26 protein-coding genes are annotated in these 24,785 nt (G+C 56.4%); 18 read left to right on the top strand and 8 right to left on the bottom strand.

Annotated features, from left to right (window positions below; genetic code table 11):
- Positions 1-243: 243 nt before the first annotated feature.
- Positions 244-1,002: a M48 family metallopeptidase gene (locus tag EH164_RS03540; protein ID WP_124967312.1), complete on the top strand. Its 759-nt coding sequence runs from the start codon at positions 244-246 to the stop codon at positions 1,000-1,002.
- Positions 1,003-1,118: 116 nt separating this feature from the next.
- Here the strand turns inward: EH164_RS03540 and speA are convergent, their stop codons facing one another.
- Positions 1,119-3,095, bottom strand: coding sequence for a biosynthetic arginine decarboxylase (gene speA / locus EH164_RS03535; protein WP_071789546.1), 1,977 nt, complete (start codon positions 3,093-3,095; stop codon positions 1,119-1,121).
- A gap of 8 nt (positions 3,096-3,103) precedes the next feature.
- Positions 3,104-3,229 carry a hypothetical protein gene (locus EH164_RS22890; protein WP_370277248.1) on the bottom strand — a complete coding sequence of 42 codons (126 nt, stop codon included), beginning with the start codon at positions 3,227-3,229 and terminating at the stop codon, positions 3,104-3,106.
- Between the two features lie 696 nt (positions 3,230-3,925).
- Between EH164_RS22890 and metK the strand changes: the two genes are divergently transcribed.
- From metK to ruvX, 8 genes are all read left to right on the top strand, one after another.
- Positions 3,926-5,080 (top strand): methionine adenosyltransferase, encoded by a 1,155-nt coding sequence (gene metK / locus EH164_RS03520; protein WP_023480766.1) that lies wholly within the window; start codon positions 3,926-3,928, stop codon positions 5,078-5,080.
- Between the two features lie 404 nt (positions 5,081-5,484).
- Positions 5,485-6,879: a sugar porter family MFS transporter gene (locus tag EH164_RS03515; protein WP_124967310.1), complete on the top strand. Its 1,395-nt coding sequence runs from the start codon at positions 5,485-5,487 to the stop codon at positions 6,877-6,879.
- Positions 6,880-6,962: 83 nt separating this feature from the next.
- A complete protein-coding gene (locus tag EH164_RS03510) occupies positions 6,963-7,469 on the top strand; it encodes a SprT family zinc-dependent metalloprotease (protein WP_076769186.1) in 507 nt (168 codons plus the stop codon).
- A gap of 87 nt (positions 7,470-7,556) precedes the next feature.
- The gene (endA, locus tag EH164_RS03505) at positions 7,557-8,255 is read left to right on the top strand and encodes a deoxyribonuclease I (RefSeq protein WP_124967309.1); all 699 of its coding nucleotides are present in this window, start codon (positions 7,557-7,559) and stop codon (positions 8,253-8,255) included.
- 67 nt (positions 8,256-8,322) lie between these two features.
- Positions 8,323-9,054 (top strand): 16S rRNA (uracil(1498)-N(3))-methyltransferase, encoded by a 732-nt coding sequence (gene rsmE, locus EH164_RS03500; protein WP_124967308.1) that lies wholly within the window; start codon positions 8,323-8,325, stop codon positions 9,052-9,054.
- Between the two features lie 13 nt (positions 9,055-9,067).
- Positions 9,068-10,015 carry a glutathione synthase gene (gshB, locus tag EH164_RS03495; protein WP_124967307.1) on the top strand — a complete coding sequence of 316 codons (948 nt, stop codon included), beginning with the start codon at positions 9,068-9,070 and terminating at the stop codon, positions 10,013-10,015.
- 118 nt (positions 10,016-10,133) lie between these two features.
- Positions 10,134-10,697, top strand: coding sequence for a YqgE/AlgH family protein (locus tag EH164_RS03490; RefSeq protein ID WP_124967306.1), 564 nt, complete (start codon positions 10,134-10,136; stop codon positions 10,695-10,697).
- Positions 10,697-11,113 carry a Holliday junction resolvase RuvX gene (gene ruvX / locus EH164_RS03485; protein WP_023480823.1) on the top strand — a complete coding sequence of 139 codons (417 nt, stop codon included), beginning with the start codon at positions 10,697-10,699 and terminating at the stop codon, positions 11,111-11,113. The genes EH164_RS03490 and ruvX overlap by 1 nt, the downstream gene beginning before the upstream one ends.
- A gap of 131 nt (positions 11,114-11,244) precedes the next feature.
- Here the strand turns inward: ruvX and EH164_RS03480 are convergent, their stop codons facing one another.
- Positions 11,245-11,937, bottom strand: coding sequence for an IclR family transcriptional regulator (locus EH164_RS03480; RefSeq protein ID WP_124967305.1), 693 nt, complete (start codon positions 11,935-11,937; stop codon positions 11,245-11,247).
- A 67-nt stretch (positions 11,938-12,004) separates the two neighbouring features.
- Between EH164_RS03480 and EH164_RS03475 the strand changes: the two genes are divergently transcribed.
- Positions 12,005-14,263: an FAD-dependent oxidoreductase gene (locus tag EH164_RS03475; RefSeq protein WP_124967304.1), complete on the top strand. Its 2,259-nt coding sequence runs from the start codon at positions 12,005-12,007 to the stop codon at positions 14,261-14,263.
- Here EH164_RS03475 and EH164_RS03470 read toward each other — a convergent pair.
- Positions 14,260-15,240, bottom strand: coding sequence for a type IV pilus twitching motility protein PilT (locus EH164_RS03470; protein WP_124967303.1), 981 nt, complete (start codon positions 15,238-15,240; stop codon positions 14,260-14,262). The two genes, EH164_RS03475 and EH164_RS03470, sit on opposite strands and share 4 nt — an antisense overlap.
- A 17-nt stretch (positions 15,241-15,257) precedes the next feature.
- On the opposite strand from EH164_RS03470, the gene EH164_RS03465 reads away from it, so the two are divergent.
- From EH164_RS03465 to hemW, 5 genes are read left to right on the top strand one after another with little or no spacing between them, the layout of a single operon-like run.
- Entirely contained in the window at positions 15,258-15,962 is a 705-nt protein-coding gene (locus tag EH164_RS03465) for a YggS family pyridoxal phosphate-dependent enzyme (RefSeq protein WP_124967302.1), read from the top strand.
- 18 nt (positions 15,963-15,980) lie between these two features.
- Positions 15,981-16,547, top strand: coding sequence for a YggT family protein (locus tag EH164_RS03460; protein ID WP_124967301.1), 567 nt, complete (start codon positions 15,981-15,983; stop codon positions 16,545-16,547).
- Positions 16,544-16,834 (top strand): DUF167 family protein YggU, encoded by a 291-nt coding sequence (yggU, locus tag EH164_RS03455; protein ID WP_042713571.1) that lies wholly within the window; start codon positions 16,544-16,546, stop codon positions 16,832-16,834. Before EH164_RS03460 ends, yggU begins: the two co-directional genes overlap by 4 nt.
- 8 nt (positions 16,835-16,842) lie before the next feature.
- Positions 16,843-17,436 carry an XTP/dITP diphosphatase gene (locus tag EH164_RS03450; RefSeq protein ID WP_124967300.1) on the top strand — a complete coding sequence of 198 codons (594 nt, stop codon included), beginning with the start codon at positions 16,843-16,845 and terminating at the stop codon, positions 17,434-17,436.
- Positions 17,429-18,565, top strand: coding sequence for a radical SAM family heme chaperone HemW (gene hemW / locus EH164_RS03445; protein ID WP_124967299.1), 1,137 nt, complete (start codon positions 17,429-17,431; stop codon positions 18,563-18,565). The genes EH164_RS03450 and hemW overlap by 8 nt, the downstream gene beginning before the upstream one ends.
- An 80-nt stretch (positions 18,566-18,645) precedes the next feature.
- Here hemW and wzz(fepE) read toward each other — a convergent pair whose 3' ends face one another.
- The 4 genes from wzz(fepE) to trmB all read right to left on the bottom strand — a co-directional run bounded on the left by wzz(fepE) (position 18,646) and on the right by trmB (position 21,906).
- The gene (gene wzz(fepE), locus EH164_RS03440) at positions 18,646-19,752 is read right to left on the bottom strand and encodes an LPS O-antigen length regulator Wzz(fepE) (protein ID WP_124967298.1); all 1,107 of its coding nucleotides are present in this window, start codon (positions 19,750-19,752) and stop codon (positions 18,646-18,648) included.
- A gap of 335 nt (positions 19,753-20,087) precedes the next feature.
- Positions 20,088-20,804 carry a DUF2884 domain-containing protein gene (locus EH164_RS03435; RefSeq protein WP_124967297.1) on the bottom strand — a complete coding sequence of 239 codons (717 nt, stop codon included), beginning with the start codon at positions 20,802-20,804 and terminating at the stop codon, positions 20,088-20,090.
- A 56-nt stretch (positions 20,805-20,860) separates the two neighbouring features.
- Complete coding sequence (locus EH164_RS03430; RefSeq protein WP_023480838.1) at positions 20,861-21,187, bottom strand: YggL family protein; 327 nt, start codon at positions 21,185-21,187, stop codon at positions 20,861-20,863.
- Positions 21,187-21,906, bottom strand: coding sequence for a tRNA (guanosine(46)-N7)-methyltransferase TrmB (trmB, locus tag EH164_RS03425; protein WP_124967296.1), 720 nt, complete (start codon positions 21,904-21,906; stop codon positions 21,187-21,189). The genes EH164_RS03430 and trmB overlap by 1 nt, the downstream gene beginning before the upstream one ends.
- Before the next feature lie 142 nt (positions 21,907-22,048).
- Between trmB and mutY the strand changes: the two genes are divergently transcribed.
- The 3 genes from mutY to mltC all read left to right on the top strand — a co-directional run bounded on the left by mutY (position 22,049) and on the right by mltC (position 24,588).
- Complete coding sequence (mutY, locus tag EH164_RS03420) at positions 22,049-23,101, top strand: A/G-specific adenine glycosylase (protein ID WP_124967295.1); 1,053 nt, start codon at positions 22,049-22,051, stop codon at positions 23,099-23,101.
- Positions 23,102-23,125: 24 nt separating this feature from the next.
- On the top strand, positions 23,126-23,401 hold the full coding sequence (locus EH164_RS03415; RefSeq protein ID WP_020455176.1) for an oxidative damage protection protein: 276 nt from the start codon (positions 23,126-23,128) through the stop codon (positions 23,399-23,401).
- Between the two features lie 104 nt (positions 23,402-23,505).
- Positions 23,506-24,588: a membrane-bound lytic murein transglycosylase MltC gene (gene mltC, locus EH164_RS03410; protein ID WP_023480727.1), complete on the top strand. Its 1,083-nt coding sequence runs from the start codon at positions 23,506-23,508 to the stop codon at positions 24,586-24,588.
- Positions 24,589-24,785 lie beyond the last annotated feature (197 nt).

Genomic DNA, 24,785 nt, shown 5'->3' with positions numbered 1-24,785 from the left:
CGTAACGACTTGACGACAGCGCGTTTTGGGCTACGCCGGAAAAAAGTGCCAACAATGTAACCCAAGCGGGTAATCATGTACATGGAGCATCCTTTTGCGCTTCAGAAATCTCTGGAAGCCGCTCGCAAGTTGCGCAATCTCCTCGCCCGTCCAACACTCTCTTCTTTATACTGGCGCTCACCGCCCTCTCGTGTAGAAGAACGGCGGAGCAAAAAACGACTCAACCATTGCGGAAGATAATAAATGAAAATTCGCCCAGCCCTCCTTGCTCTGGGAATGACAACCCTGCTTGCCGGTTGTCAGAACATGGATTCAAACGGTTTTCTCAGCTCCGGTGCGGAGGCTTTTCAGGCTTACACCCTGAGCGATACGCAAGTTATCGCCCTCAGCGACGACGCCTGTAAGCAGATGGACAGTAAAGCGACCATCGCACCAGCAAGCAGCGAATACAGCCAACGTGTGAACAAAATTGCCGCCGCCCTTGGCGACAACATCAACGGCCAGCCGGTGAACTACAAGGTGTATGTCACTAAAGACGTTAACGCCTTTGCCATGGCGAATGGCTGTATCCGCGTTTACAGCGGCCTGATGGATATGATGACCGACAATGAAGTCGAAGCGGTAGTTGGCCACGAAATGGGCCACGTTGCGCTCGGCCACGTGAAGAAAGGGATGCAGGTCGCGCTCGGTACCAATGCGGTGCGCGCAGCGGCAGCCTCGGCGGGCGGCGTGGTCGGTAGCCTGTCCCAGTCGCAGCTTGGCGCACTCGGGGAAAAACTGGTCAATTCACAGTTCTCCCAGCGTCAGGAGTCGGAAGCGGATGACTACTCTTACGACCTGCTGCGTAAGCGCGGCATCAACCCGGTTGGTTTAGCCACCAGCTTCGAAAAACTGGCGAAGATGGACCAGGGCCGTCAAAGCTCAATGTTTGACGATCACCCGGCCTCAGCAGCCCGTGCTCAGCATATTCGCGATCGTATGGCCGCAGACGGCATCAAGTAATGAATAAAGGAGGCGCTGGCCTCCTTTTTATTACGCCGTCAGCGCCAATAAAAAATCCCCTCCGGGCCTGGCCGGGAGGGGATTGATTTCATTGCGGCTCACGCCGTGCGATGAGGTTACTCATCTTCCAGATAGGTATAGCCGTAGAGACCCGCTTCAAACTCTTCGAGGAACTGCTGCTGCAGCGCATCGTCCAGCCCGGTCTCTTTAACCTGATCGCGGAACTGGGTTAACAGCTTGCCCGGATCGAGCTGCACGTACTCAAGCATATCGGCCACGGTATCGCCTTCATCAGAAAGCTCCACTTCCACGCTGCCATCCGGGAAGACAAACACGTCAACCGCTTCGGTATCGCCGAACAGGTTGTGCATGTTGCCGAGGATCTCCTGATAGGCGCCGACCATAAAGAAGCCCAGCATCGGCGGGTTCTCCGGATCGTACTCCGGCATCGGCATCGTTGTGGCAATGCCGTCGCCATCGACATAGTGATCGATAGCACCATCGGAGTCACAGGTAATATCCAGCAGCACCGCACGGCGCTCCGGCGCATGGTTTAACCCTTCCAGCGGCAGAACCGGGAAGAGCTGATCGATACCCCACGCATCCGGCATCGACTGGAACAGGGAGAAGTTGACGTACATCTTGTCCGCCATACGCTCCTGCAGTTCGTCGATAATCGGACGGTGCGCGCGGTTGCTCGGATCGAGCTGCTTCTGCACTTCATGGCACATGTTCAGGTAGAGCTGCTCTGCCCACGCGCGCTCTTGCAGGCTAAAGGTGCCGGAAGAGTAACCAACGTGAATATCGTGCAGATCCATCTGGCTGTCATGCAGCCACTCGCGCAGCGAACGGCGCGTCCCAGGCTCGTGCATCTCCTGCCAGGTTTCCCACATGCTTTGCAGCGCGCGCGGCGCATCTTCCGCCGGCGGAATGGCCGGGGTGTATTCGTTGCGCTCAACGCCAATGATATTGGAGACCAGCACCGTATGGTGCGCGGTGACCGCGCGTCCCGATTCGGTGATCACCGTCGGGTGCGGCAAACCGTGCTCTTCACAGGCATCGCCAATCGCCCAGATAATGTTGTTCGCATACTCGTTCAGGCCGTAGTTAACGGAGCAGTCGGATTGCGAACGGGTGCCTTCATAATCGACACCCAGGCCGCCGCCGACGTCGAAGCACTGAATATTCACGCCCAGCTTGTGCAGCTCAACGTAGAAACGGGCTGATTCGCGCACGCCGGTGGCGATATCGCGAATATTGGCCATCTGCGAACCGAGGTGGAAGTGCAGCAGCTGAATGCTGTCCAGACGACCGCGCTCACGCAGGATCTCAACCAGTTGCAGTACCTGCGTTGCCGCCAGGCCAAACTTCGACTTTTCACCGCCGGAGGATTGCCATTTGCCTGAGCCTTGCGATGCCAGACGCGCACGCACGCCAAGGCGCGGGATTACATTCAGGCGCTCGGCTTCTTCCAGCACGATGGCGATTTCGCTCATCTTCTCGATTACCAGATAGACCTTGTGGCCCATCTTCTCGCCAATCAGCGCCAGGCGGATGTATTCACGGTCTTTATAGCCGTTACAGACGATCACCGAACGGGTCATGCCCGCATGGGCGAGTACCGCCATCAGTTCCGCTTTGGAACCCGCTTCCAGCCCCAGCGGTTCGCCGGAGTGGATCAGGGATTCGATGACGCGACGGTGCTGGTTAACCTTGATCGGGTAAACCAGGAAGTAGTCGCCGTTATAGCCATAGGATTCACGCGCGCGTTTGAAGGCGGCGTTAATCGAGCGCAAACGGTGTTGCAGGATCTGCGGGAAGCAGAAGAGCGCCGGTAAACGCTGGCCCTGCGCTTCACGCGCTTTCACCAGCTGTGCCAGATCGACACGCGCCTCGGGGACATCCGGATCGGGGCACACGCTGATGTGGCCCAGCTCATTGACGTCGTAGTAGTTATTGCCCCACCAGGCAATATTGTAAGTCCGTAGCATCTTGCTGGCTTCCTGGGAGCTCATCGCTACCTCCTGCATGGAACGTAGTGCACCGTGTTCGCCTGCTGACGAAGGCGAAACTGAAGAGATGTCGTCAGACATTGCGAACCTCACTTAAGCAAAGTGTATACCCTGTGAACGTCACGCTGCTCATTGGCAATGCGAAGCGACACGAGGATGAAATAGTTGACTACTATCGCAGTGACACATAGCGATAACAACCCATAAACAGCCATGATTTTCGGCATAACATGCCAAAGCACCGACTGCGCGACCGGTTTCTGGTTCATATGATAGTAAAACATCTGTCCGGACCCGAGTATGACAGCCCGGCGAAACCACGAGAAAACTCCTGATGCTCAGGAGAGCCCTTGTTCAGTTATCACAATGCCTTACCGGCCCTGGAGTCCTGAGAAGCGCCGAAATGGGGATAACATCGGCTGGTTTGCAGATTAGAGATGCGAATGACGGGAAGTGCATGCACGTCAGAACGACGCGGCAGAATATTCAGAAAACGACGGTTCATTATTTCGTATCACCTCCACGCAAGCCATGACGACCCGCGACAAGCCAAAGCCATTAAATACACTGCTTAACCCGGCTGGAAGTGGCGACACAGCAGCGATGCCGTGCGCTTTTTTGATGAGCCGCGCGCGGCGTTTTATACCGATAACCGGGTGAAAAAGCAAAATAAAAAAGCTGTTATTAGCCCTTTGCCGGGAAAATTTTCCGTCACTATAGACCTCAGGTTATGGAATACATCAAAAAACGCTGGCAATGGGATGAATAAGTAACCTAAAATAGCCGTCCAGATGTTAATCCGTCCAGACCGATTAACACTCAGACTTCTTGTGTCATCTTTGCGTAGCCACCGCGAAGAGAGCCGAACACAGAATTCGATCTAACCGAATTACACCAGGTGAAAATTTATTATGGCAAAACACCTTTTTACGTCCGAGTCCGTCTCTGAAGGGCATCCTGACAAAATCGCTGACCAAATTTCCGACGCTGTGCTGGATGCAATCCTCGAGCAGGACCCTAAAGCGCGCGTCGCTTGTGAAACGTACGTGAAAACCGGCATGGTGCTGGTCGGTGGCGAAATCACCACCAGCGCATGGGTGGATATCGAAGAGATCACCCGTAATACCGTGCGTGATATCGGCTATGTTCACTCTGACATGGGCTTTGACGCCAACTCTTGCGCCGTACTGAGCGCAATCGGTAAGCAGTCCCCGGATATCAACCAGGGCGTTGACCGTGCCGATCCGCTGGAGCAGGGTGCGGGCGACCAGGGCCTGATGTTTGGCTATGCGACCAACGAAACCGACGTGCTGATGCCAGCCCCGATCACCTACGCTCACCGTCTGGTTGAACGCCAGGCAGAAGTGCGCAAAAACGGCACCCTGCCGTGGCTGCGTCCGGATGCGAAGAGCCAGGTCACTTTCCAGTACGACGATGGCAAAATTGTCGGCATTGATGCTGTAGTGCTCTCTACCCAGCACTCAGAAGATATCGACCAGAAATCGCTGCAGGAAGCGGTGATGGAAGAGATCATCAAGCCGATCCTGCCGACCGAGTGGCTGAACGCCTCTACCAAATTCTTTATCAACCCGACCGGCCGTTTTGTTATCGGCGGCCCGATGGGCGACTGTGGTCTGACCGGCCGTAAAATCATCGTTGATACCTACGGCGGCATGGCCCGTCACGGCGGCGGCGCATTCTCCGGTAAAGATCCATCGAAAGTTGACCGTTCCGCAGCGTACGCGGCGCGTTATGTAGCGAAAAACATCGTTGCTGCTGGCCTTGCCGACCGCTGTGAAATCCAGGTCTCCTACGCCATTGGCGTGGCAGAGCCGACTTCAATCATGGTTGAAACCTTCGGCACTGAGAAGGTCTCCACCGAGCAGTTAACGCTGCTGGTGCGTGAGTTCTTCGACCTGCGTCCGTACGGCCTGATTCAGATGCTGGATCTGCTGCACCCGATCTACAAAGAGACTGCTGCATACGGTCACTTCGGTCGCGAATCTTTCCCGTGGGAAAAAACCGACAAAGCCGCGCTGCTGCGCGATGCTGCCGGTCTGAAATAATCCACTGACCGCACCGCTATAAAGGCCAGCCTCGCGCTGGCCTTTTTCATTTTGATGCGCTTTGCGACCACCACACCCCATTTGTGCAGCTATACTCACTCTGCCCGTAACTATTTCATTTGAAAGCGATTACATCAGGCGCTCAACGAAATCCTCCCCTTCCCTCACCGGCTGAAATGGTCACGCGTCATAATTGTTACATTACGCTTCGGTTTAGTCTGAAATAACGGCCTGCAATTAACCATTCATTGTCAAGAATCCTATAATCCTCAACACTTTTATTTACATTCGTGGCCTGCCCGAAATGTAACCGATTACACTCATGTGATGCATATCACGACTTTTCGCTTATGAGTGACCTAACTTTTATCACGATAAAATTCATAACATGAATGGAGGGCATAATGCCTGACAATAAGAAACAGAAGCATTCCAACAAGGCCATGACCTTTTTTGTCTGCTTCCTCGCAGCACTGGCAGGATTACTTTTTGGCCTGGATATTGGCGTGATTGCGGGCGCACTGCCCTTCATCACGGAAGATTTTCAAATCAGCTCGCACACTCAGGAGTGGGTGGTGAGTTCAATGATGTTTGGTGCTGCCGTCGGCGCAGTCGGCAGCGGCTGGCTCTCCTGGCGTCTCGGGCGTAAAAAGAGCCTGATGATCGGTGCCGTGCTGTTTGTTATCGGCTCTCTCTGCTCTGCCGCTGCACCGAACGTCGAGTTCCTGATCGTTTCACGCGTGCTGCTCGGCCTGGCGGTTGGTATCGCCTCTTATACCGCTCCGCTCTACCTCTCTGAGATCGCCCCGGAAAAAATCCGCGGCAGTATGATTTCGATGTATCAGTTGATGATCACCATCGGTATTCTCGGCGCGTACCTTTCCGACACCGCGTTCAGCTACAGCGGCGCATGGCGCTGGATGCTGGGCGTGATCATCATTCCGGCGGTGCTGCTGCTGATTGGCGTCTTCTTCCTGCCGGACAGCCCGCGCTGGTTCGCCGCGAAACGCCGCTTTAACGATGCTGAACGAGTGCTGCTGCGCCTGCGCGATACCAGCGCCGAAGCGAAAAACGAACTGGATGAGATCCGCGAAAGCCTGAAAGTGAAGCAGACCGGCTGGGCGCTGTTTAAAGAGAACAGCAACTTCCGCCGCGCGGTCTTCCTCGGCGTGCTGCTGCAAATCATGCAACAGTTCACCGGCATGAACGTCATCATGTATTACGCGCCGAAAATCTTTGAACTGGCGGGTTACACCAACACCACCGAACAGATGTGGGGAACGGTAATCGTCGGTCTGACCAACGTGCTGGCGACCTTTATCGCTATCGGTCTGGTGGACCGCTGGGGCCGTAAGCCGACGCTGGTGCTGGGCTTTATGGTAATGGCCGCCGGTATGGGTATTCTCGGTACGATGCTGCATATGGGCATCCATTCGCCGTCTGCGCAGTACTTCGCTGTCGCCATGCTGCTGATGTTTATCGTCGGCTTCGCCATGAGCGCCGGTCCGCTGATTTGGGTACTCTGCTCCGAAATCCAGCCGCTGAAAGGCCGCGATTTTGGTATCACCCTCTCTACCGCCACTAACTGGATCGCCAACATGATTGTCGGCGCGACCTTCCTGACGATGCTAAACACGCTGGGCAATGCCAACACCTTCTGGGTGTACGGCGGTCTTAACGTGCTGTTCATTATCCTCACCCTGTGGCTGGTGCCGGAAACCAAACACGTTTCGCTGGAGCATATCGAGCGCAACCTGATGCGTGGCCGTCCGCTGCGTGAAATTGGTTCCCGTGACTGATTAACACCCTTCAGGCTTCCTCTGCGGAGGAAGCCTTTTTTGCTTATTGCACTCCCGCCCCGCCCATCCTATTCTCTGCAGTTATGAAAACACCCCGCCTCCCCATCGCCCTCCAGCAAGCTGTTATGCGTAGCCTGCGGGATAAACTCGCCCTCGCTAACCAGAAGCTTGAGCGTGACTACCCCGAACCGAAACTGGTTTATCAACAGCGCGGCACTGCCGCCGGTACGGCGTGGCTTGCCGACTACGAAATTCGCCTCAACCCCGTGCTGCTGCTGGAAAACCAGCAAGCTTTTATTGATGAAGTGGTTCCGCATGAGCTGGCGCACCTGCTGGTGTGGAAAGAGTTCGGGCGCGTTGCGCCGCACGGCAAAGAGTGGAAGTGGATGATGGAGAGCGTGCTCGGCGTACCTGCGCGACGAACGCATCAGTTTGAGCTGGAATCGGTGCGGCGCAACACCTTCCCCTACCGCTGTAAATGCCAGCAGCATCAGCTGACCCTGCGTCGCCATAATCGGGTAGTGCGCGGCGAGGCGATCTACCGCTGCGTGCGCTGCGGCGAGCCGTTAATGGCTGAAGCGGCTAACTGAATCCATTAAGAAGTTTTATGCGCTAACTGATTGCATCAGGAAGCACCTTCCGCTACGTTGCGAGCTCGTTTTGACAGGGAGTTCGCTATGTTCCGTTTTATACCTTTTCTCTTCACGTTGCTGGCAGTGCCTGCCCTGGCCGCCAACGGTATCAACAACTTTTCCCAGGCTAAAGCGGCCGGTGTGAAAGTGAATGCTGACGCGCCGGGTGATTTTTACTGCGGCTGTAAAATCAACTGGCAGGGCAAAAAAGGGGTCGTCGATCTCGCCTCCTGCGGCTATAAAGTGCGAAAAAACGAGAACCGCGCCAGCCGCATCGAGTGGGAGCATGTGATGCCCGCCTGGCAGTTTGGCCACCTGCGTCAGTGCTGGCAAGATGGCGGGCGCAAACAGTGCGCCAAAGATCCGGGCTACCGCAAGATTGAGAGCGATATGCATAACCTGCAACCCGCCGTGGGCGAGGTGAATGGCGATCGCGGCAACTTCATGTACAGCCAGTGGAACGGCGGTGAAGGGCAGTATGGCCAGTGCGGGATGAAGGTCGATTTCAAAGCGAAGCTGGCTGAACCACCGGCGCGCGCACGCGGTTCGATTGCCCGCACCTACTTCTATATGCGCGATCAATACCAGCTACCGCTCTCACGCCAGCAAACCCAGCTTTTCACCGCGTGGGATAAGCTCTATCCGGTCACTGCGTGGGAGTGCACGCGCGATGAGCGTATCGCGGCCATTCAGGGCAACCATAACCCGTATGTGCAGCGCGCTTGCATGGCGCGAAAGAGCTAACCTACACTAGCGCCATTGTTAACATCCGCCCTGCCGTGCGGGGCGGTAATCTGAACGGATCTAAAACATGCGCATTCCCCGCATCCATCACCCAGAATGTATTCAGCCGGGCAGTGAAATTGCCCTTAGCGAGGATGCCGCCAACCACGTCGGCCGCGTGCTGCGTATGGGCCCGGGCCAGGCAGTGCAGCTTTTCGATGGCTCCAACCAGGTTTTCGAGGCAGAAATCACCCATGCCGATAAAAAAAGCGTGCGCGTCAGCGTGCTGCGCGGCGAAGTGGACGACCGTGAATCGCCGCTGCATATCCACCTGGGCCAGGTGATGTCGCGCGGTGAAAAGATGGAATTCACCATCCAGAAATCGATCGAGCTGGGTGTAAGCCTCATTACGCCACTTTTTTCTGAGCGCTGCGGCGTTAAACTGGACGCCGAACGCCTGAACAAGAAGCTGCTGCAGTGGCAAAAGATCGCCATTGCCGCCTGTGAACAGTGCGGGCGCAACCGTGTTCCGGAGATTCGCCCGGCCATGGATCTCGAAGCCTGGTGCGCTGAAGAGGAGAGCGGTCTGAAGCTCAACCTCCATCCGCGCGCCAGCCAGAGTATTAACACATTGCCCCTGCCCGTCGAGCGCGTGCGTCTGCTGATTGGCCCGGAAGGCGGTCTATCCGCCGATGAGATCGCCATGACCGCGCGCTACCAGTTTACGGATATTTTGTTAGGTCCCCGCGTGCTACGCACCGAGACAACGGCGCTTACCGCCATCACCGCGCTTCAGGTTCGCTTCGGCGACCTGGGTTGAAAGGAGAAGCAGAATGATTAAGCTCGGCATCGTGATGGATCCCATCGCGGACATTAACATCAAGAAAGACTCCAGCTTCGCCATGCTGCTGGAAGCACAGCGCCGCGGCTACGAGCTGCACTATATGGAGATGGCCGATCTCTATCTGATTAACGGTGAAGCCCGCGCCCGCACGCGTACCCTCTCCGTCGAGCAGAACTACGACAAATGGTATGAATTTGGCAGCGAGCAGGATATCGCGCTGGCGGATCTCGACACCGTACTGATGCGTAAAGATCCGCCGTTCGATACCGAGTATATCTACGCGACCTATATCCTTGAACGCGCGGAAGAGCAAGGCACGCTGATTGTTAACAAACCGCAGAGCCTGCGCGACTGTAACGAAAAACTCTTCACCGCCTGGTTCCCGGATCTAACGCCGGAAACGCTGGTCACCCGCGATAAAGCGCGGCTGAAAGCCTTCTGGCAAAAACACACCGACATTATCCTTAAGCCGCTGGACGGCATGGGCGGCACCTCGATTTTCCGCGTCAAAGAGGGCGATCCGAACCTCTCAGTAATCACCGAAACTCTGACCGAACTGGGCACTCGCTACTGCATGGCGCAGAACTACCTGCCAGCCATTAAAGAGGGCGACAAACGTGTGCTGGTAGTCGATGGCGAACCGGTGCCTTACTGCCTGGCGCGCGTGCCGCAGGGCGGAGAAACCCGTGGCAACCTGGCGGCCGGTGGTCGCGGCGAACCGCGTCCGCTGACCGAGAGCGATTGGGAGATTGCGCGTAAAGTCGCGCCGGTGCTGAAAGCCAAAGGGCTTATCTTCGTCGGCCTCGATATCATCGGCGATCGCCTGACCGAAATTAACGTCACCAGCCCGACCTGCATCCGTGAAATCGAAGCCGAATTCCCGGTCTCCATCACCGGTATGCTGATGGACGCTATCGAAAAACGTCTGGCTAAATAAGTGCCACACAGGGTGCGAGCGAGAGCCCGCGCCCTTCCCGCTTTATCTCGTGACAGCACCCTGCTTTCCCCCCATACTACGTTGTCGCTTTTTTGAACCAGGAACAGAACCTCTGACAATGAATTTACAGCATCACTTTCTTATTGCCATGCCTGCTCTCCAGGATCCCCTCTTCCGGCGCTCCGTTGTCTATATCTGCGAGCACAGCGAGGAAGGGGCGATGGGGCTTATCATCAATAAGCCGCTGGAAAACCTGACGGTAGAGGGCGTGCTTGAAAAACTGAAAATCGAGGCCGTCGATCGCGACCCGGCGATCCGTCTTGATAAACCGGTGCTGCTTGGCGGCCCGCTGGCGGAAGATCGCGGCTTTATCCTGCACACCCCGCCAGGCGGTTTTGCCTCCAGCATTCGCGTCTCGGACAACACCGTGGTCACCACCTCGCGTGATGTGCTGGAGACGCTCGGCACCGGCGAACAGCCTGCTGAGGTGATGGTCGCGCTGGGCTACTCGTCGTGGGATAAGGGGCAGCTCGAGGAGGAGATCCTTGATAACGCGTGGCTTACCGCGCCGGCGGATCTCAATATCCTGTTCAAAACGCCCATCGCAGATCGCTGGCGCGAAGCGGCAAAGCTTATCGGCATCGATATTTCGACCATGCCGGGCGTCGCGGGGCATGCCTGATGAGCGGTACACTGCTGGCGTTTGATTTTGGCACCAAAAGCATTGGCGTTGCCATCGGGCAGCGCATTACCGGGACGGCGCGCGCGCTGACGGCGCTGAAAGCGCAGGACGGCACGCCGGAGTGGAAACGGATCGAAAACCTGCTCAAAGAGTGGCAGCCGGAAGCGGTGGTGGTTGGGTTGCCGCTTAATATGGATGGCACCGAGCAGCTACTCACCGCCCGCGCCCGCAACTTTGCCAATAAAATCCACGGCCGTTTTGGCGCGAAAGTGATCCTGCATGATGAACGGTTAAGCACCGTTGAAGCGCGTTCCGGGCTGTTTGAACGCGGCGGATTTCGCGCCCTTGATAAAGGCAGCGTCGACTCAGCGTCGGCGGTGATTATTCTCGAAAGCTACTTCGAGCTGCACCCGTAACCCTGCCCGTTCTCCCCTCTCTTTTCTCTTAGCCGCGATCGCCTCGCGGCTTTCTGCCGATCTTTCTCACACTTTACAGCCAGGCTTTTTGCATTCTCACCAATGTTTCTATAAAAGAAACATAAAGGCTATCAGGGTTTCTCGGTTAAGCGCTGAGCCAGTTCGTGCAGGGCGTCTAAGCGCGTCTCAACAACCGCATCGTCAACCTGCCACAGACCGGCAAACGCGAGGGCGGCGGAGTGGGCGCCAAGGGGTTTCGCCATCGACACTTCACCGTCGTCGTGATGCCACACCACGTGCCCCTGCGCGCGCTGCTGGGCAACATGCGGACCAAGCTGCTGCCACTGCTCCGGCGTAAAGCGCTGTTGCAGCGCCTCGTCGCTCTCTGCCGCCAGCAGCGACATGCCAATGACCGACTGCCAGGCAGGCAGCATATGGAAACCGGCCAGCGCCTGGCTCACCTGGCTGCCGGGTTCAGAGTGGTAGATGTAGATCACCTGATCCTCCCACAGCACGCCCATCGCCACGACGATATCTTTCGGGGCGTAGCGTTCAAGCAGCGGCAGCGCGTGGGAGAAGAGCGCCGAACCGCGAATGGCCTGCGCCGCCAGCGCATGAATGCCGGGGCCGGGAAGGTAGCGACGCTGCGCATCCTGCATGGTCAGGCCGATGGAAGCCATGGTCATCAATAACCGGTTTACGCGGGTGGTGTTAATGCCCATCAGACGCGACAGCTCACGACAGCCAATGGCGCGATCGCTGGAGACGAGGTACTGCAGGCAGCGAATGCCATCAATCAGACTTTGGTTCGGTTGAGAAGACATTGCAGGGTTCGCTTTTCAGTTGGCTGGAAAAAACGATTCTACCGTCAGTCAAAAAGGAAACAAGATAATGAAAATCTTTCCTCACACCGATGCCAGAGCTTTTCCGACCCGGCAACTGCATGCCGATCTGGTCGTCGCGGGCGGCGGGCTGGCAGGGCTGTGCGCCGCGCTGGCAGCAGCGCGCGACGGTTTAGAGGTGGTGCTGATTCAGGACAGACCGGTGCTCGGCGGCAACGCTTCCAGCGAAGTGCGCCTGTGGGCAAACGGCGCGACATCGCATATGGGCAACAACAACCGCTGGGCGCGCGAAGGCGGCATTATGGGCGAGATCATGGAGGAGAACCTCTGGCGCAATAAAGAGGGCAATCCGGTGATGTTTGACCTGGTGCTGCTCGACCTTGCCAGAAGCCAGCCGGGGCTGACACTGCTGCTTAATACCGCCGTGTTTGAGGTGGAAAAAGAGGCGCAGACCATCACTCAAGTGAAAGCCTTCAACCCGATCAATGAGACCTTTTATACCGTCAGCGCCGCACAGTTTTGTGATGCCACCGGCGACGGTGTGCTCGGATATCTGGCGGGTGCCGAATATCGTGAGGGCGCAGAAGAAGCAGAGGAGCTCGGGGAGAAAATGGCACCCGGCGACAACTTCGGCCACAAGCTCGGCCACTCCATCTACTTCTACACCAAACAGACTGACGGGCCGGTTAACTTTGTTCCCCCCTCTTTCGCACTGAAAGATATTACCGCCATCCCACGTTACAAACGCCTCACCTCCACCCTTAACGGCTGCGATCTCTGGTGGCTTGAATGGGGCGGACGTCTTGATACCGTGCATGAGAGCGAAGAGATTAAATGGGAGCTGTGGAAGATCGTCTGGGGCGTGTGGGATCACATCAAAAACTCCGGCAACTTCCCGGAAGCGGAAAAGATGACCATCGAGTGGGTCGGCGCGATCCCCGGCAAGCGCGAAAGCCGCCGCTTCGTGGGCGACCATCTGCTGAGCCAGCAGGATATCATCGAGCAGCGCGACCACTATGACGCCGTGGGCTATGGCGGCTGGTCGATCGATCTGCATCCGGCGGACGGCGTCTACAGCACCCATGACGGCTGCCGTCAGTTTCACAGCAAAGGCACCTACACCATCCCGTTTCGCAGCCTCTACAGCCGCTCGCTGGATAACCTGCTGCTGACCGGACGGATTATCTCCGCATCCCACGTCGCCTTCGGCAGCGCCCGCGTGATGTGCACCTGCGGCCTGCTCGGCGAGGTGGTGGGCCGCGCCGCCGCGCTGTGCCATGCGCGCAGTCTTACGCCACAGACCCTTGCGCAGCGTGAGCATATCGGCGCGCTGCAACAGCAGTTGCAGCTTAACGGCTGCTATATCCCGCGCCAGTGGCTCAACGACCCGGCGGCAGGTGCCAGCGTCACGGCCAGCAGCGAGTACAGCCTGACGGCGCTCGCGCACAACGGCAACTGGCATCCGCTGGCGGAGAGGATGGCCCTGCTGCTGCCTGTTCCGGCGGGCCATACCGTGCCCTCCATCACCCTGCGGCTGCGGGCAAAGCGGCCGACGGAGCTGACGGTCTCCCTGCTCGGCAGCGTGCGGGCCGGTAACTTCACCCCCGATTGCCACTTTGAGGAGCAGGTGCTGAACGTGGCTGGCGAAGGCGAGCAGACCGTCACCTTCCAGTGGCAGAGCGAACGCAACCAGTATGTTTTCCTCGCCTTCGCCGCCCATGAAGAGGTTGAGATCGCGCTTACCGATGCGCGTCTGCCGGGCATCATGACGGTGTTTAACAGCCTTAATGCGCGCGTTGCCAAACACACCCGCCAGGTCGCCGATGGTGATTACGGCGTCGACGAATTCGACTTCTGGCTGCCTCGCCGCCACCCTGCGCAGATCATGCCCGCCCTGCGCTGCGATCCGCCGATTGCCGGCTGGAGCATGCAGAATGTGCTCAACGGCCGCCTGCGCCCCGAGCAGCAGATCAACGCCTGGTCCCCGGCGATGGATGACGCCGCGCCGGAGATCGTCTGGCGCTGGGAGAGCCCGCAGGCGATTAGCCAGTTGACGCTGGTGCAGGACAACGATTTCGATAACGCCATGGAGTCCGTGCAGATGGGACACCCGCTTGCCGTCACGCCCCACTGTATTACGCACTATCGCCTGTGGGCTGACGAGTGGCTGCTGGCAGAGGTTGATGATAATCACCACTCCGTCTGCCAGCACCGTTTCACCCGCCCCATCACGGCGAGCAGCGTCAGGCTGGAGATCCTCGCCACCGCAGGCGCGCTGCCCGCAGTTTACGCGCTGCATCTTCACTAAAGTCGCCCTTCGCGCACCCGCTGCTGCTGGCTCTGCGCGAAGGTCTGCATCCCCTGCTGCTGCCCGGTTTGCATCACGCCGGGCAGCTGATGGGTTTTGCCTTCGCGAATAAGGTTCGCCACCGCCGGGGTGTTAATCAGCAACTCAAACAGCGCCACGCGCCCGCCCTGCTTATCCGCCTCCAGCCTCTGCGCCAGCACCGCCTGCAAGCTGCCCGCCAGCTGGCTGCGCACCGGCTCCTTTTCTTGTGCCGGAAAGCTGTCCACCAGCCGCTCGACGGCCTGCGCCGCGCCGCGCGTGTGCAGGGTCGCCAGCACCAGATGCCCGGTTTCGGCGGCGGTCAGGGCCAGGCGGATCGTCTCGCTATCGCGCAACTCGCCAAGCAGGATCACATCCGGATCCTGGCGCAGCGCTGCACGCAGCCCGTCGGCAAACGAGGCGCAGTGTTGACCTATCTCGCGCTGCTGGATCAGGCTGTTGCCGCTCTGGTGCACGAACTCAATGGGATCTTCCAGCGTCACAATATGCCCCCCGGCCTGTTGATTGAGGTGTTGCACCATCGCCGCAAGGGTTGTCGATTTACCGCTACCGGTCGCGCCGGTGACGAGGATCAGACCGTTCTCCCGCGCCAGCAGTTCAGTCAGCGCCGCCGGAGCAGAGATATCGCTAAGCTGCGGGCAGCGCTGTGGCAACAGGCGCAGCGCTAATGATATGCCGCCGTGGCGGGCAAACGCGCCTGCGCGCAGTCGCCTGCCGCCAGCTGTGGTGAGCGCAAAATCCACCTGTCTCGTTTCGCGCCACTGCTGCTGTTGCAGGGAGGTAAGCTGCCCGCTGAGCAGTGCGATGATGTCGGGCGGCTCAAAAGGCGCAGCGGTAAGCTGCCCGTGCTGTCGCCAGCGCGGTGGAGAACCACTGCACAGGTGTAGATCCGAGACATTATGCTTTACACTAAGCGCCACTATTTCTTCTATATCCATTACGCCATCCTGGAATCATGAACGATATCGCGCATAACCTGGCACAGGTCCGGGACAAAATCTCCGCCGCGGCGGCACGCTGCGGCCGGGCTTCAGAAGAAGTTACGTTACTTGCAGTGAGTAAAACCAAGCCTGCGAGCGACGTCGCAGAAGCGATCGATGCCGGACAACGTGCGTTTGGCGAAAACTATGTGCAGGAGGGAGTGGAGAAGATCCAGCACTTCCAGCAGGCGGGCATCAGCGGGCTGGAGTGGCACTTTATCGGCCCGTTGCAGTCCAACAAAAGCCGTCTGGTAGCGGAGCACTTCGACTGGTGCCACACTGTCGACCGTCTGCGCATCGCCAGCCGCCTTAGCGAGCAGCGCCCGGCAACGCGCGCGCCGCTTAATGTTCTTATCCAAATCAACATCAGCGATGAGCAGAGCAAGTCCGGTATCGCCCTGAGCGAACTGGATGAGCTTGCCGCGCAACTCGCTGAACTGCCGGGCATCTGCCTGCGCGGGTTGATGGCGATCCCGGCACCGGAAGCGGAGTACGAACGGCAGTTTGCCGTGGCACGGCAAATGGCTGTAGCATTTGAGGCGCTTAAAACGCGCTATTCAACGGTCGATACCCTGTCGTTGGGCATGACGGATGATATGTCCGCAGCCATCGCGGCGGGCAGTACGATGGTGCGCATTGGTACCGCCATTTTTGGTGCGCGCGATTACACAAAAAAGTAAGAGAAACTGAGGAACGCCATGAAGACGTTGACTTTCCTGCTCTCAACAGTGCTTGAACTCTACACCATGGTTCTGCTGTTGCGCGTCTGGATGCAGTGGGCACGCTGTGATTTTTATAACCCTTTTTCGCAATTTGTCGTTAAAGCCACCCAGCCGATTGTCGGGCCGCTGCGCCGCATTATCCCGGCGATGGGGCCGCTCGACAGCGCCTCGCTGCTGGTCGCTTTTGTGCTGAGTTTTATCAAGGCGATTGTGCTGTTTATGGTGGTCACCTTGCAGCCGATTATCTGGATATCTGCCCTGCTGATTCTGGTCAAAACCATTGGCCTGATGATTTTCTGGGTGCTACTGGTGATGGCAATCATGAGTTGGGTCAGCCAGGGCCGTAGCCCGGCTGAGTATGCACTGGTTCAGCTAACCGAGCCGCTGCTGCGCCCGATCCGCAACCTGCTGCCAGCAATGGGCGGCATCGACTTCTCGCCGATGATCCTCGTGCTGCTGCTCTATGTGCTCAATATGGGGATTGCCGAACTGTTGCAATCCACCGGTGATATGCTGCTGCCGGGGCTGTGGATGGCACTATGAGTGCCGTTGTATCCTCTCAGGACGGGCTGGTTTTACGGCTTTATATTCAGCCGAAAGCCAGCCGCGACGCGATTATCGGTTTGCATGGCGACGAAGTAAAAGTCGCCATCACCGCCCCGCCAGTGGATGGCCAGGCCAATGCGCACCTGGTGAAATTTCTCGCTAAACAGTTCCGCGTCGCGAAAAGCCAGGTGCTGATCGAAAAGGGCGAACTGGGCCGCCATAAACAGATTAAAATCGTTCATCCGCAACAGATCCCGACGGAAGTCGCGGCGCTGATAAATTAGGATCCGCTATGCAAAAAGTTGTCCTCGCCACCGGCAATGCCGGTAAAGTGCGCGAGCTTGCCTCGCTGCTCAATGATTTCGGCCTCGATGTGGTCGCACAAACCGAGCTGGGCGTCGAATCCGTTGAAGAGACCGGGCTGACCTTCATTGAAAATGCCATTCTGAAAGCCCGTCATGCGGCAAAAGTGACCGGCTTACCCGCCATTGCCGATGATTCGGGGCTGGCAGTCGATGCGCTGGGCGGCGCGCCGGGGATCTACTCCGCACGCTACGCTGGCCTTGAAGCCAGCGATCAACAGAACCTGGAAAAGCTGCTCGACGCGCTGCAAAACGTGCCGGACGGCGAGCGCCAGGCGCAGTTCCACTGTGTACTGGTCTATATGCGCCACGCCGACGATCCGACACCGCTGGTGTGCCACGGTAGCTGGCCTGGCGTTATAGCCCACGCGCCTGCGGGCAGCGGCGGCTTTGGTTACGATCCTATCTTTTTCGTCCCCTCCGAAGGCAAAACTGCCGCGGAGCTGACGCGCGACGAGAAGCGTGCCCTCTCCCATCGCGGTCAGGCGTTAACCCTGTTACTGGAAGCAATGCGTAATGGCTGATTTGCCGCCTCTGAGTCTCTATATCCACATTCCCTGGTGCGTGCAGAAGTGCCCCTACTGCGACTTCAACTCCCACGCGCTGAAGGGTGAAGTGCCGCACGACGACTATGTCCAGCATCTGCTTGCTGATCTGGATCGTGATGCCGCATACGCCCAGGGACGGGAAATAAAGACCATTTTTATCGGCGGCGGTACGCCAAGCCTGCTCTCCGGCCCGGCGATGCAGACCCTGCTTGACGGCGTTCGCGCGCGTCTGCCGCTGGCGAGCGATGCGGAAATTACCATGGAGGCGAACCCCGGCACCGTAGAGGCTGACCGCTTCGCCGACTACCAGCGCGCCGGCGTTAACCGTATTTCGATTGGCGTGCAGAGTTTCAGCGAAACCAAGTTGCAGCGCCTCGGGCGTATTCACGGCCCTGAAGAAGCTAAACGTGCCGCACATCTGGCAAGCGGGCTGGGGCTGCGCAGCTTCAACCTCGATTTAATGCACGGCTTGCCGGATCAATCCGTTGACGAAGCGCTCGACGACCTGCGCCAGGCCATCGCCTTAAACCCGCCGCATCTGTCGTGGTATCAGCTTACTATCGAACCCAATACGCTCTTCAGCTCGCGCCCGCCGGTGCTGCCGGATGATGACGCGCTGTGGGATATCTTCGAGCAAGGACATCAGATCCTGACGGCCGCCGGTTATCAGCAGTATGAAACCTCGGCCTATGCCAAACCGGGCTATCAGTGCCAGCACAACCTGAACTACTGGCGCTTTGGCGACTATCTCGGTATCGGTTGCGGCGCGCACGGCAAAGTGACCTTCGCGGATGGGCGCATTTTGCGTACGGCGAAAACGCGTCATCCACGCGGCTATATGCAGGGAAATTACCTTGATAAGCAGCATGATGTTGAAGAGCAGGATAAGCCGTTCGAGTTCTTTATGAACCGTTTCCGCCTGCTGGAGGCAGCACCGCGGGCAGAGTTTTCCGCATATACCGGGCTGGATGAAAAGATCATTCGTCCGCAAATTGAGCAGGCACTGGCGCTCAATTATCTGACCGAGAGCACAACGCACTGGCAGATTACCGAGCACGGTAAGCTGTTCCTCAATTCATTGCTTGAGTTGTTTCTTAATGAGTAACATGAAGTGAGAGATAAAATTAAGGGGAAATATTATTTCCCCTTAATTATTTTAGTGATGTGATTATTTACAGATCAAGTTTACAGAAATTTCCGCTGCTGCATCCCGTGGCGCAATAAGACGATACCAGAGGAGATAATACCGCCAAGAATGATCGCCAGTGCGATAACAATGGCTTTACCCGGCCCATCTTTTTTCATCGGGAACGACGGCGAAAGTTGATATTTAAAAGGAGAGAACTCCACATCTTTAATATTCACTTTCTCAAGCTGCGCCAGATGATACTCACGGTTACGGAAGTCTGCATTCAGCTCGGTAAAATCTTTCATCGACTGCTCAATGCGCAATTTTTCAGAGATACCGTCAGCACCCAGCGCAATAGAGAAGTCCGGATCATCCTGTACCGCCTGGCCATTGCTGTAGACCGGACGTTTGATGCCGGCAGCATTCGCCACTTCAAGCGAGTAATTCAGACGCTTTAATTTTGCCTCGTGAGCGTTGGCAATGCGGGCGCGATCCATCTCCAGCACATTTTTTTCGACGTTTTTCTTCAGCTCAATATCGTTACGCAAGGTTTCAAGCGTTTCGCTCACTACTTTGGCGGTAATGAAGTTGATGTAATCTGTCAGCACCTGCTGCGCTTCAACGGCCTTTGGCGCGGTGAAACTGAGCGACCATGAGGCATACGGCGTATCTGTAAGGCTTCCCGATTTATCATTATTGGTAATTTTGAGATTGCCAGCCACCAGCGCCAGTGCGCGCCGCAAATCATACTGATCGAGATTGCTCTGCTCAAGTTGGCTCAGCACCAGCGGAGAAGTCGCCAGGAACTCCTCTTTCAACGACTGTGAAGCAAATTTCTTCAGGAAGAGGTTATAGACATCGTCCGGCGAAACGGAGCTCTTCACATCAAGCACTTGCAGGGTCATTAACGCTCGCTGCAGTTCAGCCCACTGGATCTTTTCCGCCGGCGTAATCTCGGCCTGGCTGGTCCATTTTTGCGGCAATAACGCGCTAATAAAGAAGCCACAGACGGCGAAAAGTATCACGGTCGCAATAATGAATTTTTTGCCTCGCCATAAAAGGCTGAAGAGATAAAGCAGATCAACCTCATTCTTTTTAAGGTTAAGAGCAGAGTCTTCATAAAACGAAGCGTCGCTTCGCGGCTGTAAGTTTATTGATGACATAGATTACTTATGCAGGAGAGATATCCGTAATTGAGGCGGCGATATTAGCATCAACAAGAACATTCTGAAAGTATGAAAATGGTACGCTGTTCACGAAAAAGATTTATATCTTAAGTAAAACCCCAAGATATGGTAGGTAAAAAGAGAGCATTAGTAGTTGCTTTTATCTTAAACCATTTATTAGCAGCGGCGGCGTGTATAAAACATCAGCGTAATTAGAATATTGCGCAAGGAGTAGCGCGAGAGATAAAAATAAACAGAAGTTAAACAACTAAGAATATATTTCGCGAAACGGCGACTTTTTTGTGAATGCAGAAAAAAGCCGCCGTGAAAAGTTACTTCAGGGAGGAGGTTAACGCTTTGCGGCTCTCTTCGAGCGAAACCACGCGCTGACAGACATCTTTGCCAAACTGCTGGAAGTCAGCTTCCTGATTTTTCCATTCATTCTGGATAGAGGTTTGTAAGCCGCCGAGATTGCCGAGCACATTCTGCAACGGATTGCCGCCGCTCTTCATCACCGCTTTCGCGCCCATTTCGTTAATGCTGTCCTGCAGAATGCCGCCCATCGCCTGGTTGACTAACTGCTGACCGTCGGCGCGAACCTGTTCAATCGCCTTGTAGTGGAACGTCAGGCCGTCACTGCGATGCTCGATAATGCGATTCATCTGCTCTTTAAGCTGCGCGTCGAGTTTGGTGAGGCGGTTACGCATGCTGCTGCTCTCCCCCACCTCTTTGACGATGATCTTATCCAGCGCAATGCGGTTTTTCTCTACGCGAGTCAGCGCGCCGTTATCGATCCACGGCAGGGCGCTGCGTAACTCAGCCTGGTAATCTTTCGCCTGCTCGCGCTGGGCAGCGCTAAGGGACGGCTGCTTGCCGTTAAACATCACATTGCCCTCTGGCGTGATCACCAGATTGCCGTTTTCGCCCTTCACCTGCACGGTTTGCGGGCTGATAATCACATCGTCACGCGGCGTGACGCTGCACTGATAATCTGCCTGCGCCGCGAAAGCTGTAAGAGTGAGCGTTGCCGCCAGCAGCGATTTACGCATGGTATAAACTCCTGTAGAGACAAAATGGGCCAGCAGATGCTGGCCCTTATGTTTGTTTAGTCCCACCAGACGTCGAAAAGTTCGCTGGTGCGTACCGCTTCGAGCTTCTGCTCCTCCAGCCACTTACGCACAAGGGCCTGATGCTCTTCGGTGCATTTGCCAATCTCTTGCAGGCAGATTAACCCTTCCCACGCCAGATAGCCGCTGCCATCAAACGCCAGTTTATTTGGCGCAATCACCTGCTTGATGAAGTTATCAACGGTGCTGTCGATCTGCTCTTCGGTAGTGCCTTCCGGGAAACGCCACGCGACGGAGAAACCCACTTCCTGGAATTCGTCGATATGCATCTTTTTACGCAAGCGACGGCTGCGGTTCTTTGCCATTATTTCACCCTCTCGAACATTAAGTCCCATACACCGTGACCAAGACGATGGCCACGCTGTTCAAATTTCGTTACCGGGCGCGATTCCGGGCGCGGCACATAGTTGTTGCTGGCTGACAGGTTTTTATACCCGTCGATAGAGGTCATCACCTCCAGCATGTGTTCTGCATAGGCTTCCCAGTCGGTCGCCATGTGGAACACGCCGCCCAGCTTGAGCTTGCTCTTCACCAGCTCGGCAAAGGGTACCTGCACAATACGGCGCTTATTATGACGCGCTTTATGCCACGGGTCCGGGAAAAAGAGTTGCACCATGTTTAAGGAGTTATCCGGGATCATGGTGTGCAGCACTTCTACCGCGTCGTGACACATTACGCGCAGATTCTCGACGCCCTCTTCGTGAGCGGAAGAGAGGCAGGCACCGACGCCAGGCGAATGCACTTCAATGCCGAGGAAATCCTGCTCCGGGCGGGTTTTCGCCATTTCGACCAGCGAAGCGCCCATGCCGAAACCGATCTCCAGCGTTACCGGCGCGCTACGACCAAACAGTGCGGTAAAATTGAGCGGCTGTTCGGTAAACTCAACGCCCATCACCGGCCAGTAATTGTCCAGCGCGTGCTGCTGACCCTTCGTCAGACGCCCCTGGCGACGGACAAAGCTACGAATGCGGCGCAGCGGGCGGCCATTTTCATCAAATTCCGGTGAAATGACGTCGTTATTCATAAAGTTTTCTGCTCGTGAGAGTGTTCAGGAAACGGGCATTATCCAAAGTTCATGGCATGATGCAAGCACCGGAAAGTTCCGGTTTACAGTGCATCGCCGCTGTGCTGCAATCTTCGCCCCTGATAAAGCGATTCTGGTGACCATGCAAGCGTCTCAATTCTCAGCCCAGGTTCTGGACTGGTACGACAAATTCGGGCGGAAAACCCTGCCCTGGCAAATTGAAAAGACGCCCTACAAAGTATGGCTGTCAGAAGTGATGTTGCAACAAACCCAGGTCGCAACGGTAATCCCCTATTTCGAGCGCTTTATGGCGCGCTTCCCGACGGTGACCGATTTAGCCCGCGCGCCGCTGGATGAAGTGCTGCATCTGTGGACCGGGCTCGGTTACTACGCCCGCGCGCGCAATCTGCATAAAGCCGCGCAGCAGATCGCCACGCAGCACAATGGCCGTTTTCCTGAAACCTTCGAAGAAGTTGCCGCGCTGCCAGGCGTTGGTCGTTCGACGGCGGGCGCGATCCTCTCTTTATCCCTCGGTAAACACTTTCCGATTCTCGATGGCAACGTGAAGCGCGTGCTGGCCCGCTGTTATGCGGTGGCCGGCTGGCCGGGTAAGAAAGAGGTGGAGAAACGGCTGTGGGAGATAAGCGAACAGGTAACACCGGCGAAAGGCGTCGAGCGCTTTAACCAGGCGATGATGGATCTGGGTGCCATGGTCTGCACCCGCTCAAAACCGAAGTGTGAACTCTGTCCGCTGCAAAGCGGCTGTATCGCTTACGCCACGCACAGCTGGAGCAGCTATCCGGGTAAAAAGCCGAAGCAGATCCTGCCCGAGCGCACCGGTTATCTGCTGCTGATGGAGCATGAGGGCGCGGTCTATCTTGAACAGCGCCCGCCGAGCGGCCTGTGGGGCGGCCTCTTCTGCTTCCCGCAGTTTGGCAATGAAGCGGCGCTGCGCGACTGGCTGGCGCAAAGAGGGATTAGCGCGGATACTCTCAGCCAACTTGTCGCGTTCCGCCACACTTTTAGCCATTTCCACCTCGATATTGTGCCGATGTGGCTTCCTGTGTCCTCCTTTGCCGCGTGCATGGATGAAGGCGCAGGTCTTTGGTATAACTTAGCGCAACCGCCATCCGTCGGTCTGGCGGCTCCGGTGGAACGCCTGATACAGCAATTACGCGCCGAAGCGGCATCTTAACGGCGCGCAAAAAGAGGAATGATTATGAGCAGAACCATTTTTTGTACCTTCCTGCAACGCGAAGCGGAAGGGCAAGACTTCCAGCTCTATCCGGGCGACCTGGGTAAACGCATCTATAACGAGATCTCGAAAGAGGCCTGGAAGCAGTGGCAGCAGAAGCAGACGATGCTGATCAATGAGAAGAAACTCAACATGATGAACGTCGAGCACCGTAAATTGCTGGAAGAGGAGATGGTCAATTTCCTGTTTGAAGGCAAAGACGTGCACATTGAAGGCTACACGCCACAAGAAAAAAAATAGGCGTCGTGGTTTAAACCCGCCGGCAGTGCCATAAATCCAGGGAAGGCATTGCCGGTTCGCGAGCGTCTCAGGCGCTGTAATCAAACACAACTGCATCCGGAATGATGAAAAAATTTTTAGCGCTAGCGATGATCGCGCCGTTGCTGATCTCTTGTTCCAGCTCTAATAAATCCGGCGAAGACTACAACGAAGCCTGGATCAAAGACACCAACGGTTTTGACATTTTGATGGGCCAGTTCGCCCACAATATTGAGAATTTATGGGGCTTTAACGAAGTACTGATCGCAGGCCCAAAGGATTACGTTAAGTATACCGATCAGTACCAGACGCGAAGCCACATCAACTTTGATGAAGGGACGATTACGGTTGAGACCATCTCGGCGACCGATCCGGCGGCGCACCTGCGCGCGGCGATCGTTAAAACGCTGCTGATGGGCGACGATCCCGGCTCTATCGATCTCTACTCCGACACCGACGACATTACCATCTCTAAGCAGCCCTTCCTCTATGGCCAGGTGCTGGACAACAACGGCGAAGCGATTCGCTGGCAGTGGCGTGCGGAAAAATATGCCGACTATCTGCTGCAAACGCGGCTGAAAACCCGCACCAGCGGCATCCGTGTGATCTCCAGCATCACCATTAACCTGGTGCCGAACCACCTCGATAAACGTGCGCATAAATATATGGGCATGGTGCGCAAAGCGTCGCATAAGTATGGCGTCGAAGAGTCGTTGATTCTGGCAATTATGCAGACGGAATCCTCCTTCAACCCCTATGCGGTGAGCCGCTCCGATGCGCTCGGTTTGATGCAGGTGGTACAGCACAGCGCCGGGAAAGATGTCTTCCGCGCGCAGGGTAAATCCGGCACGCCGGACCGCAGCTATCTCTTCGATCCGCAGAGCAATATTGATACCGGCACCGCTTATCTGGCGATGCTGAACAATATCTATCTTGGCGGTATCAGCAACCCGACCTCACGGCGCTATGCGGTGATCACCGCCTATAACGGCGGCGCGGGCAGCGTGCTGCGCGTCTTCTCGGCGGATAAAGTGCAGGCGGCGAATATTATCAACACCATGTCACCGGGCGACGTGTATGAAACCCTTACTACCCGTCACCCTTCTGCTGAGTCACGCCGCTATCTCTACAAAGTGAACGCCGCGCAGAAAACCTACCGTCGTAATTAACGCCCCGTGTGGTTTATGCCTTTTTACCTTTGCAGGTAAAAGGGCATAAGCCCGCCTTCTGGCTCTCGCAATCGGTTGCGTAAAAGCGTGATCAAGATCACTTAATAAGAATGCAATCAGACGAAGATTGCATTTTTCTGTCGTACGTAACAAACAATGCCGCCGCAAAGTGATAAAGTGCCGCCGAAATTCGCAGT

Source organism: Kosakonia sp. CCTCC M2018092, from assembly GCF_003864115.1.
Taxonomy (GTDB): Bacteria; Pseudomonadota; Gammaproteobacteria; order Enterobacterales; family Enterobacteriaceae; genus Kosakonia; species Kosakonia cowanii.
Note: the sequence above shows the minus strand (reverse complement) of the source record. Positions and strands in the feature narration are given on the sequence as shown.

Bases quoted from the DNA above. Each gene is read 5' to 3' on its own strand.
- EH164_RS03490 (WP_124967306.1), top strand. From the start codon at position 10,134: ATGAATTTACAGCATCACTTTCTTATTGCCATGCCTGCTCTCCAGGAT.
- ruvX (WP_023480823.1), top strand. From the start codon at position 10,697: ATGAGCGGTACACTGCTGGCGTTTGATTTTGGCACCAAAAGCATTGGC.
- EH164_RS03465 (WP_124967302.1), top strand. From the start codon at position 15,258: ATGAACGATATCGCGCATAACCTGGCACAGGTCCGGGACAAAATCTCC.
- yggU (WP_042713571.1), top strand. From the start codon at position 16,544: ATGAGTGCCGTTGTATCCTCTCAGGACGGGCTGGTTTTACGGCTTTAT.
- EH164_RS22890 (WP_370277248.1), bottom strand. From the start codon at position 3,229: ATGGCTGTTTATGGGTTGTTATCGCTATGTGTCACTGCGATAGTAGTC.
- EH164_RS03430 (WP_023480838.1), bottom strand. From the start codon at position 21,187: ATGGCAAAGAACCGCAGCCGTCGCTTGCGTAAAAAGATGCATATCGAC.
- EH164_RS03510 (WP_076769186.1), top strand. From the start codon at position 6,963: ATGAAAACACCCCGCCTCCCCATCGCCCTCCAGCAAGCTGTTATGCGT.
- EH164_RS03470 (WP_124967303.1), bottom strand. From the start codon at position 15,240: ATGGATATAGAAGAAATAGTGGCGCTTAGTGTAAAGCATAATGTCTCG.
- mutY (WP_124967295.1), top strand. From the start codon at position 22,049: ATGCAAGCGTCTCAATTCTCAGCCCAGGTTCTGGACTGGTACGACAAA.
- trmB (WP_124967296.1), bottom strand. From the start codon at position 21,906: ATGAATAACGACGTCATTTCACCGGAATTTGATGAAAATGGCCGCCCG.
- EH164_RS03435 (WP_124967297.1), bottom strand. From the start codon at position 20,804: ATGCGTAAATCGCTGCTGGCGGCAACGCTCACTCTTACAGCTTTCGCG.
- hemW (WP_124967299.1), top strand. From the start codon at position 17,429: ATGGCTGATTTGCCGCCTCTGAGTCTCTATATCCACATTCCCTGGTGC.
- speA (WP_071789546.1), bottom strand. From the start codon at position 3,095: ATGTCTGACGACATCTCTTCAGTTTCGCCTTCGTCAGCAGGCGAACAC.
- EH164_RS03450 (WP_124967300.1), top strand. From the start codon at position 16,843: ATGCAAAAAGTTGTCCTCGCCACCGGCAATGCCGGTAAAGTGCGCGAG.
- EH164_RS03515 (WP_124967310.1), top strand. From the start codon at position 5,485: ATGCCTGACAATAAGAAACAGAAGCATTCCAACAAGGCCATGACCTTT.
- EH164_RS03480 (WP_124967305.1), bottom strand. From the start codon at position 11,937: ATGTCTTCTCAACCGAACCAAAGTCTGATTGATGGCATTCGCTGCCTG.
- mltC (WP_023480727.1), top strand. From the start codon at position 23,506: ATGAAAAAATTTTTAGCGCTAGCGATGATCGCGCCGTTGCTGATCTCT.
- EH164_RS03460 (WP_124967301.1), top strand. From the start codon at position 15,981: ATGAAGACGTTGACTTTCCTGCTCTCAACAGTGCTTGAACTCTACACC.
- EH164_RS03475 (WP_124967304.1), top strand. From the start codon at position 12,005: ATGAAAATCTTTCCTCACACCGATGCCAGAGCTTTTCCGACCCGGCAA.
- endA (WP_124967309.1), top strand. From the start codon at position 7,557: ATGTTCCGTTTTATACCTTTTCTCTTCACGTTGCTGGCAGTGCCTGCC.
- rsmE (WP_124967308.1), top strand. From the start codon at position 8,323: ATGCGCATTCCCCGCATCCATCACCCAGAATGTATTCAGCCGGGCAGT.
- EH164_RS03415 (WP_020455176.1), top strand. From the start codon at position 23,126: ATGAGCAGAACCATTTTTTGTACCTTCCTGCAACGCGAAGCGGAAGGG.
- gshB (WP_124967307.1), top strand. From the start codon at position 9,068: ATGATTAAGCTCGGCATCGTGATGGATCCCATCGCGGACATTAACATC.
- EH164_RS03540 (WP_124967312.1), top strand. From the start codon at position 244: ATGAAAATTCGCCCAGCCCTCCTTGCTCTGGGAATGACAACCCTGCTT.
- metK (WP_023480766.1), top strand. From the start codon at position 3,926: ATGGCAAAACACCTTTTTACGTCCGAGTCCGTCTCTGAAGGGCATCCT.